10 protein-coding genes and 1 riboswitch are annotated in these 8695 nt (G+C 72.0%); all 10 genes read left to right on the forward strand.

Annotation, left to right across the window (positions count from 1 at the left end):
• Positions 1-18 precede the first annotated feature (18 nt).
• Positions 19-660, forward strand: coding sequence for a CDP-alcohol phosphatidyltransferase family protein (locus L615_RS17735; protein ID WP_396954775.1), 642 nt, complete (start codon positions 19-21; stop codon positions 658-660).
• Complete coding sequence (locus L615_RS17740) at positions 657-1502, forward strand: DUF881 domain-containing protein (RefSeq protein WP_145725932.1); 846 nt, start codon at positions 657-659, stop codon at positions 1500-1502. Before L615_RS17735 ends, L615_RS17740 begins: the two co-directional genes overlap by 4 nt.
• The gene (locus tag L615_RS17745) at positions 1499-1831 is read left to right on the forward strand and encodes a small basic family protein (RefSeq protein WP_145725934.1); all 333 of its coding nucleotides are present in this window, start codon (positions 1499-1501) and stop codon (positions 1829-1831) included. Before L615_RS17740 ends, L615_RS17745 begins: the two co-directional genes overlap by 4 nt.
• Positions 1824-2549: a DUF881 domain-containing protein gene (locus L615_RS17750; RefSeq protein ID WP_145725936.1), complete on the forward strand. Its 726-nt coding sequence runs from the start codon at positions 1824-1826 to the stop codon at positions 2547-2549. The genes L615_RS17745 and L615_RS17750 overlap by 8 nt, the downstream gene beginning before the upstream one ends.
• A 10-nt stretch (positions 2550-2559) precedes the next feature.
• Entirely contained in the window at positions 2560-2949 is a 390-nt protein-coding gene (gene gcvH / locus L615_RS17755) for a glycine cleavage system protein GcvH (protein WP_028654970.1), read from the forward strand.
• Positions 2950-2994: 45 nt separating this feature from the next.
• Entirely contained in the window at positions 2995-3510 is a 516-nt protein-coding gene (locus L615_RS17760; protein WP_028654969.1) for an FHA domain-containing protein, read from the forward strand.
• Between the two features lie 2 nt (positions 3511-3512).
• A complete protein-coding gene (locus L615_RS17765; RefSeq protein ID WP_051485562.1) occupies positions 3513-4244 on the forward strand; it encodes a MerR family transcriptional regulator in 732 nt (243 codons plus the stop codon).
• A 42-nt stretch (positions 4245-4286) separates the two neighbouring features.
• Positions 4287-4757, forward strand: a complete 471-nt coding sequence (locus tag L615_RS17770; RefSeq protein ID WP_145725937.1) for a bifunctional nuclease family protein — start codon at positions 4287-4289, stop codon at positions 4755-4757.
• Positions 4758-4896: 139 nt separating this feature from the next.
• On the forward strand, positions 4897-5529 hold the full coding sequence (locus tag L615_RS17775) for a MerR family transcriptional regulator (protein ID WP_084254971.1): 633 nt from the start codon (positions 4897-4899) through the stop codon (positions 5527-5529).
• 42 nt (positions 5530-5571) lie between these two features.
• Positions 5572-5673: riboswitch (glycine riboswitch) on the forward strand.
• 80 nt (positions 5674-5753) lie between these two features.
• Entirely contained in the window at positions 5754-8612 is a 2859-nt protein-coding gene (gene gcvP, locus L615_RS17780; protein ID WP_145725939.1) for an aminomethyl-transferring glycine dehydrogenase, read from the forward strand.
• Positions 8613-8695: the final 83 nt, after the last annotated feature.

The following is an 8695-nucleotide window of genomic DNA, read 5'->3' on the forward strand; positions in this document are numbered from 1 at the left end:
GGCGAGGCACGCTCTAGGGTGTCGAGTGTGGGTGAAGCGGTGACGCGGGACGAGCGCGCGTCCGACCGGGTGTGGACGCTCCCCAACCTGCTCAGCGCCTCCCGGCTCCTGGGCGTGCCCCTCTTCCTCTGGCTGGTCCTCGGCCCCGAGGAGGACGTGTGGGCGCTCGTCGTGCTCATGGTCTCCGGGGTCACCGACTTCCTCGACGGCTGGCTGGCCCGCAAGCTCGACCAGACCTCCGAGCTCGGCCGGCTGCTCGACCCCGTCGCCGACCGGCTCTACATCCTGGCGGTGGTCGTCGGCCTCGCCCTGCGCGACGTCATCCCGTGGTGGGTCGCCCTGTGCCTGCCGCTGCGCGACCTGCTGCTGTGGGGCCTCGTGCCACTGCTGCGCACCCGCGGCTACAGCGCGCTGCCGGTGCACTTCCTCGGCAAGGCGGCGACCTTCAACCTGCTCTACGCCTTCCCGCTGCTGCTGCTCGGGGAGGGTGACGGCACCGTCGCGACCCTGGCCCAGGTGTTCGGCTGGTCGCTGGCGCTGTGGGGGATCGGTCTCTACTGGTGGGCCGGGATCCTCTACGCCTGGCAGGTGCGCAAGCTGATGGCCACGACCGAGCGGCTGCCCCGACGCGGACGCACCGGGGGCGCGGCACAGCCATGACCGCCGAGCCCACGGACCGCGCCCGGACCCCGCTCCTGACCCTCATCACGCAGGAGTCGCTGGACCGCGACTACCAGGCGGCGGCGTCGCGGCGTGGACCGGAGCAGCCGGCGAGCCGGGGGCTGCGTGCGGGCGTCGTCGTGGTCGTCGCGGCCTTCGCCCTGCTCGTCACGATCGCCGCGGTGCAGACGCAGGCGAACTCCGACGTCGACGACCAGAGCCGCAGCGCGCTCATCTCCCGGATCGAGTCCCGCCGCACGTCGGTGGCGAACCTCCAGGAGGCCGCCGCCCAGCTGCGCACCGACAACCTCAACGCCGAGGGCCGACTGCGCGACCTCGGCGCCCGGTACGGCGACGTCCAGGCCCGCGGCGCCACGCTGGGCGCGTTGTCCGGGTTCGAGGCCGTGCGCGGGGACGGCGTCCGGCTCACCCTCGACAACTCGCCACTCGCCTCCAGCAGCGACCAGATCCGGGCCAGCGACCTCGTGCTGGTGGTCAACGCACTGTGGCAGTCCGGCGCCGAGGCGGTCGCGATCAACGGGCAGCGGGTAGCGTCGACCGGGGCCATCAGCACCTCGGGCGACGCGATCGAGGTGAACTTCCGCGGCATCGCGCCGCCGTACACGATCCTGGCCATCGGCGACCAGGGCACGCTGTCGTCCCGGTTCGTCGACTCGGGGAGCGCGCTGCAGTTCGTCGCGGCGGCCAACCAGTTCGGGTTCTCGTGGGACATGGAGAATGAGGACGACCTGAGGCTGCCCGCCGCCCCTGCCTCGTTGCAGCGGCTGCGCTACGCCACGGAGAAGACCAACCCCAAGGGCGATGGAGGTGGACCGCCGTGATCGCGGTGATCGGACTGCTCGTCGGCGTCGTGCTCGGCCTGGTGTTCCAGCCGGACGTGCCGCTCGGCCTCGAGCCCTACCTGCCGATCGCCGTCGTGGCCGCGCTCGACGCGGTGTTCGGCGCGCTGCGGGCCTACCTCGACGGGATCTTCGACGACAAGGTCTTCGTCGTGTCCTTCCTGAGCAACGTGGTGATCGCCGCCGGCATCGTCTACCTCGGCGACCGCCTCGGTGTCGGCGGGCAGCTGTCGACCGGCGTCATCGTCGTCCTCGGGATCCGCATCTTCACCAACGTCGCCGCCATCCGGAGGCACGTGTTCCATGCCTGACGAGCCGATCGAGCGCCTCAAGAAGGCCCTGCTGCGTCCCTCGCGCAAGCAGGTCGTCGCGGGGCTGCTCATGGCGCTGCTCGGGTTCGCCGCCGTCACCCAGGTCCGCGTCGCCGGCACCGAGGAGTCCTACGCCGGGCTGCGCGAGCAGGAGCTGATCGACCTGCTCAACGGCCTGTCCGGCACCCGCCAGCGCACCGAGGCCGAGATCGACCGGCTCGAGGGCGTCGCCGCCGACCTGCGCGACGACACCACCCGGCGCCAGGCCGCGCTCGACCAGGCGTCCTCGGAGGTCGACACGCTCACGATCCTGGCTGGGCTGGTCCCGGTGACCGGCCCGGGCGTGCGCATCACGATCACAGAGCAGGAGGGCCGGATCCGGCTCGGCTCGATGCTCGACACGATCCAGGCCCTGCGCACGGTCGGCGCCGAGGCGATCGCGATCAACGGCACCGTCCGCGTGGTCGCGCAGACCTCGCTGGAGGAGACCGAGGGCGGGTTCACCGTGGACGGCGAGCGGATCGAGGCGCCGTACGTCATCGACGCGATCGGCGAGCCCGGCGTGCTCGCCGACTCGCTCACCTTCGCCCTCGGGCCCAAGAAGCAGGTCGAGGACGACGGCGGGACGATGGAGGTCGAGGAGCTGAAGGCGGTCGACATCGAAGCGGTCGCGCAACGCGCCGAGCCGCAGTACGCGTTGCCCGAGCAGGGGCAGTAACGTTCGGGCCATGACGAACCCGGCTGACCTGAAGTACACCGTCGAGCACGAGTGGCTGCGCGAGCCCGGCGAGGCGGCTGGCTCGGTGCGGGTGGGCATCACCGACTACGCCCAGGACGCCCTCGGCGACATCGTCTACGTCTCCCTGCCGGAGGTCGGCGCGACGATCACCGCCGGCGAGCCGTGCGGCGAGCTCGAGTCCACCAAGTCGGTCAGCGACGTCTACGCGCCGGTGTCCGGCGAGGTCGTCGCCGTCAACGAGGCTCTCGACGCGACTCCCGAGCTCGTCAACAACGACCCGTACGGCGCCGGCTGGCTCTTCGAGGTCGTGCCGTCGTCGGCCGGTGACCTGGACGGACTTCTGGACGCTGCCGCGTACGAGGCACAGCTCGAGGGTTGATCCGGTAGGTTCGTCGTAGCCGTTCCGGACCCAAGGAGTTCCCAGATGCCGTTCTGCACCGCCTGTGGCCGGCAGAACCCTGACGACGCCCGCTTCTGCTCGCAGTGCGGCACGCGTCTCGTCGAGGCGGAAGCCGCCGCGCCGGTCCCGACCGACTCGACCGCCACGATCCAGGCCGTGTTCCCCGCGGACCGGGTCGAGACCTCCGACCGTGCGCTGAGCGCGGTCGACGCCGCCGCCGTGGACGCGCTGCCCGTGGGGCACGCGCTGCTGGTCGTCCAGAAGGGTCCCGGTGCCGGCAGCCGCTTCCTGCTCGACTCCGACGAGGTGACCGCCGGCCGGCACCCGGAGAGCGGGATCTTCCTCGACGACGTGACGGTCTCGCGCCGCCACGCGGTGTTCCGCCGCTCCGGCAGCACCTTCACGGTGGAGGACGCGGGCAGCCTCAACGGCACCTACGTCAACCGTGACCGGATCGAGAAGGCGCAGCTCAAGGACAGCGACGAGGTCCAGGTCGGCAAGTACCGCCTGGTCTTCTTCGCGGGTCACGAGAGCCACTGACCGTGGGCGCAGCCGTCGTCCGCGGCGAGCGCGAGCCGCTGCTCAACATCGGCCAGGTGCTCGAGCGCCTGCGCTCGGACTTCGAGGACATCAGCATCCCGAAGATCCGCTTCCTCGAGTCCGAGGGCCTGATCAAGCCCGAGCGGACCCCGGCCGGCTACCGCAAGTTCTCCGAGGCCGACATCACGCGGCTGCGCTACATCCTGCGGATGCAGCGCGACCACTACCTGCCGCTGAAGGTGATCGGCGAGCACCTCGACGCGATGGACCGGGGCCTCGAGCCGCCGGAGCCCGAGCCCGTCGTCCCGACCGTGCCGAAGGTCGCCGTCGGGTCCGACGGCATGCCGGCGCCCGAGTCGTTCCGCCGCAGCGACAAGCTGCGCCTGTCGCGCAAGGAGCTCATCAAGGTGGCGGAGATCGACGAGGCACTGCTCGCGCAGCTCGAGGAGTTCGCCCTGATCACGCCGTCGCCGACCGGCCACTACGACACCGACGCGCTGGTGATCGCCCAGACCGCCAGCGAGCTCGCCGACTTCGGCATCGAGCCGCGCCACCTGCGCGGCTTCCGCGCCGCCGCCGACCGCGAGGTCGGGCTGATCCAGCAGGTCGTCGCCCCGCGCCGGGGGCGCGACGCCGCCGCGGCGGCCCGCGCCGAGGAGGCGGTCAGCGAGATCGCGGCCCTCTCCGTGCGGCTGCACGCCACCCTGGTGAAGTCGGGCCTGCGCCGGATCTGACGGGCCGCACCCGCGCCACCCGGCCACGAGTAGGCTGGAGTCATGCGCGAGGTGGATGTCCTGGGAGTCCGGGTGGAGATGCCGTCCAACCAGCCCATCGTGCTGCTGCGCGAGACCGTGGGGGACCGGTACGTCCCGATCTGGATCGGCGCCGTCGAGGCCACCGCGATCGCGTTCGCCCAGCAGGGCGTCGTACCGCCGCGGCCGCTGACGCACGACCTGATGAAGGACCTGCTCGCGGCCACCGGCGCCGAGCTCACCGAGGTGCGGATCACCGACGTCAAGGACGGCGTGTTCTTCGCGACCCTGGTGCTCGCCTCGGGCGCCGAGGTCAGCGCCCGCCCGTCCGACTCGATCGCGCTCGCCCTGCGCACGGGCACCACGATCTACTGCTCCGAGGAGGTGCTGGCCGAGGCCGGCATCGCCGCCCCCGCCGAGGAGGAGGACGAGGTCGAGGCGTTCCGCGAGTTCCTCGACCACGTCTCGCCGGAGGACTTCGAGTCCGGCCAGTGAGCCCTCGAGAGGGGACCGGGGAGCGGGAGCTCCCTCAACCTCAACTTGAGCCTGAGAGTTTTCGGCGACACGCCCGGTGACGTCTTTGACCGGCCCGACACCGGCGCCGTACCTTGAAGAGTCGAATGACAGCCGTGCAATGCAGCAGCCGCCTTTGGAGGACCCCGTGAACGAGCAGCAGCCCGAGAAGGTCGGCCAGGACACGGCCGCGGCCGCCGCTGTCGCCGAGGAGCAGGGGCTGCTCTTCACCGACGACGTCTCCCCGCTCCCCAGCGACCTGGGCTACCGGGGTCCGACCGCGTGCAACGCGGCCGGCATCACCTACCGCCAGCTCGACTACTGGGCCCGCACCGGCCTCATCGAGCCGAGCGTGCGCGGCGCCAAGGGCTCCGGCTCGCAGCGCCTCTACAGCTTCCGCGACATCCTGATCCTCAAGATCATCAAGCGGCTCCTCGACGCCGGCATCTCGCTGCAGCAGATCCGCACCGCCGTGGGCCACCTGCGCGAGCGTGGCACCGACGACCTCACCCAGGTCACCCTGATGAGCGACGGCGCGTCGGTCTACGAGTGCACCAGCAACGACGAGGTCATCGACCTGCTCCAGGGTGGCCAGGGCGTCTTCGGCATCGCCATCGGCGGCGTCTGGCGCGAGATCGAGGGCACGCTGGCCCAGCTCCCCAGCGAGAGCGCGAGCGACACCGAGGCGGACCAGGCGGCCGACGTCGCCGGTGACGAGCTCGCCGCACGGCGCGCTGCCCGCAACGCGGGTTGACCGAGCTCCGCGACCCGTTCGCGGTAGTCTGTTCCCTGCTGTTCATCCCGCACGGGAGAGTCAGGATGCGCCACCGGCGCAGGCCTGCGCCGAAGGGGCAATTCCTCCCCGGAACCTCTCAGGCGCCCGGACCGTGCGGAGCAGGCAACTCTGGAGGCGCAGGGACGCGCTGACAGAGGGGGAGGGCTGGACCCGTCTCGAACCCGAGGAAAGCCTGCCTGCTGATGAGCACCCCCTTCGACGCCACCCCGTTCGACCCCGCACCGTTCGTACGGCGCCACATCGGTCCTGACGGCGACCAGGTTGCGACCATGCTGGACCGCCTGGGCTACCCGTCGCTCGACGCGCTGATGGACGCCGCCGTGCCGAAGTCGATCCGCTCGGACGCAGCGCTGCGGCBGCCCGAGGCCGCCGACGAGGAGGCGACCGCCGCCGAGCTGCGCGCCCTGGCCGCGGCGAACGTGCCGGGCGAGGCGATGATCGGGCTGGGCTACCACGCGACGATCACCCCCGCGGTCATCCGCCGCAACGTGCTCGAGGACCCGAGCTGGTACACCGCCTACACGCCCTACCAGCCGGAGATCTCGCAGGGCCGCCTCGAGGCGCTCATCAACTTCCAGACGATGGTCGCGGACCTCACCGGCCTGACCACCGCCGGCTCCTCGCTGCTCGACGAGGGCACCGCCGCTGCCGAGGCCGTCGCGCTGGCCTTCCGCGCCAACCGCAAGGCGTCAGGCCCGTTCGTCGTCGACGCCGACGCGCTGCCGCAGACGATCGACGTCGTCCGCACCCGCGCCGAGGGGATCGGCGTCGAGGTCGTCGTCGCGGACCTCAGCGCGGGCCTGCCGGACGGTGACGTCGCCGGCGTGCTCGTGCAGTACCCCGGTGCGTCGGGCCGGGTCGCCGACATCAAGCCGGTCATCGACGCCGTGCACGAGCGCGGCGGCCTGGCGGTCGTCGCCGCGGACCTGCTGTCGCTGACCCTGCTCGAGGCGCCCGGCACCCTCGGGGCCGACGTCGTGGTCGGCTCGACCCAGCGCTTCGGCGTCCCGCTGTTCTACGGCGGTCCCCACGCCGGCTTCATGAGCGTCCGCGAGGGCCTCGAGCGCCAGCTCCCCGGTCGCCTCGTCGGCGTCTCCCTCGACGCCGAGGGTCGCCCGGCGTACCGGCTCGCGCTGCAGACCCGCGAGCAGCACATCCGCCGCGACAAGGCGACGTCGAACATCTGCACCGCGCAGGTGCTGCTCGCTGTCACCGCCGGCATGTACGCCGTCTACCACGGCCCGCAGGGCCTGACCGCGATCGCGCAGCGCATCCACGCGCAGGCCTCGCTCCTCGCCGAGCGCCTCCGCGCGGCCGATGTCGAGGTCGTCCACGACGCCTTCTTCGACACCGTCCTGGCCCGCGTGCCGGGGCGCGCCGCGGAGTTCGTCCGAGCCGCGCGTGACGGCGGTGTGCACCTGCGCCAGGTCGACGAGGACCACGTCGGCATCAGCGTGGGGGAGTCCTCGGGCCCCGTGCTCGACGTCGTGCTGGGGGCGTTCGGAGCCGAGCAGGTCGGGGCCAGCAGCTGGTCGGCAGCGTCCGCGCTGCCCGAGGAGCTCGCCCGCACGACCGACTTCCTCACCCACCCGGTGTTCAACACCCACCACAACGAGACCTCGATGCTGCGCTACCTCGCGCGGTTGTCGAACCGCGACTACGCGCTCGACCGCGGCATGATCCCGCTCGGGTCCTGCACGATGAAGCTCAACGCGACCACCGAGATGGAGCCGATCTCCCTCGCCGGGTTCGCCGGCCTGCACCCGTTCGTCCCGGCCGCCGACGCCGACGGCTACCGGCAGATGATCGACCAGCTCGAGGCGTGGCTCGCCGAGGTCACCGGCTACGACCGCGTCTCCATCCAGCCCAACGCCGGAGCCCAGGGCGAGTTCGCGGGCATGCTCGCGATCCGCAACTACCACCGCGCCAACGGCCAGGAGCAGCGCGACATCTGCCTGATCCCGTCCTCCGCGCACGGCACCAACCCCGCCTCGGCGGTCATGGCCGGGATGAAGGTCGTCGTCGTCAAGGCCACCGACGACGGCACCGTCGACCTCGACGACCTCCGCGCCAAGTGCGAGCAGCACTCCGAGTCGCTCGCCGCGATCATGGTGACCTACCCCTCGACGCACGGGGTCTACGAGGAGACCATCACCGAGCTGTGCGAGGTCGTCCACGAGCACGGCGGGCAGGTCTACGTCGACGGCGCGAACTTCAACGCGTTGCTCGGCTACGCCCAGCCCGGCAGGTTCGGCGGCGACGTGTCGCACCTCAACCTGCACAAGACCTTCTGCATCCCGCACGGCGGTGGCGGCCCCGGCGTGGGCCCGGTCGCCGTGCGCGAGCACCTGGCGCCGTACCTGCCGACCCACCCGCTGCACCCCGACACCGGGCGCCGCGAGGGCACCGGCGCGATCAGCGCCGCGCCCTTCGGCTCGGCGGGCATCCTGCCGATCTCGTGGGCCTACGTGCGGATGATGGGCGCCGAGGGCCTGACCCGCGCCACCGCCGTCGCGGTGCTGTCGGCCAACTACGTCGCCGCGCGCCTCGGCGAGCACTTCCCGGTGCTCTACCGTGGTGACTCCGGGCTGGTCGCGCACGAGTGCATCCTCGACCTGCGGGCGATCACGCAGCAGACCGGCGTCACCGTCGACGACGTCGCCAAGCGGCTCGTCGACTACGGCTTCCACGCCCCGACCATGTCCTTCCCGGTGGCCGGCACGCTCATGGTCGAGCCCACCGAGTCCGAGGACCTCGCCGAGCTCGATCGCTTCTGCGACGCGATGATCGCCATCAAGGGCGAGATCGACCGCGTCGCGGCAGGCGAGTGGCCGGTCGACGCCTCGCCGCTGCACCACGCGCCGCACACCGCGCGGGCGCTCGTGGGCGAGTGGGACCGGCCCTACTCCCGCGAGGTCGGCGTCTTCCCGGCCGGCATCACCGCGGACAAGTACTGGCCGCCGGTGGCGCGGATCGACCAGGCCTACGGCGACCGCAACCTGGTCTGCGCCTGCCCGCCCGTCGACGCCTACGCCGACTGACCGTGCCCACGTACGACGACCGGCTGGCCGCGCTCCAGGGCGCCGGCCGGCTGGGCGGTGACCCGGCCTGGCGCGGCTGCCTC

The sequence above is a fragment of the Nocardioides sp. J9 genome, from assembly GCF_007829375.1.
Lineage (GTDB): Bacteria > Actinomycetota > Actinomycetes > Propionibacteriales > Nocardioidaceae > Nocardioides.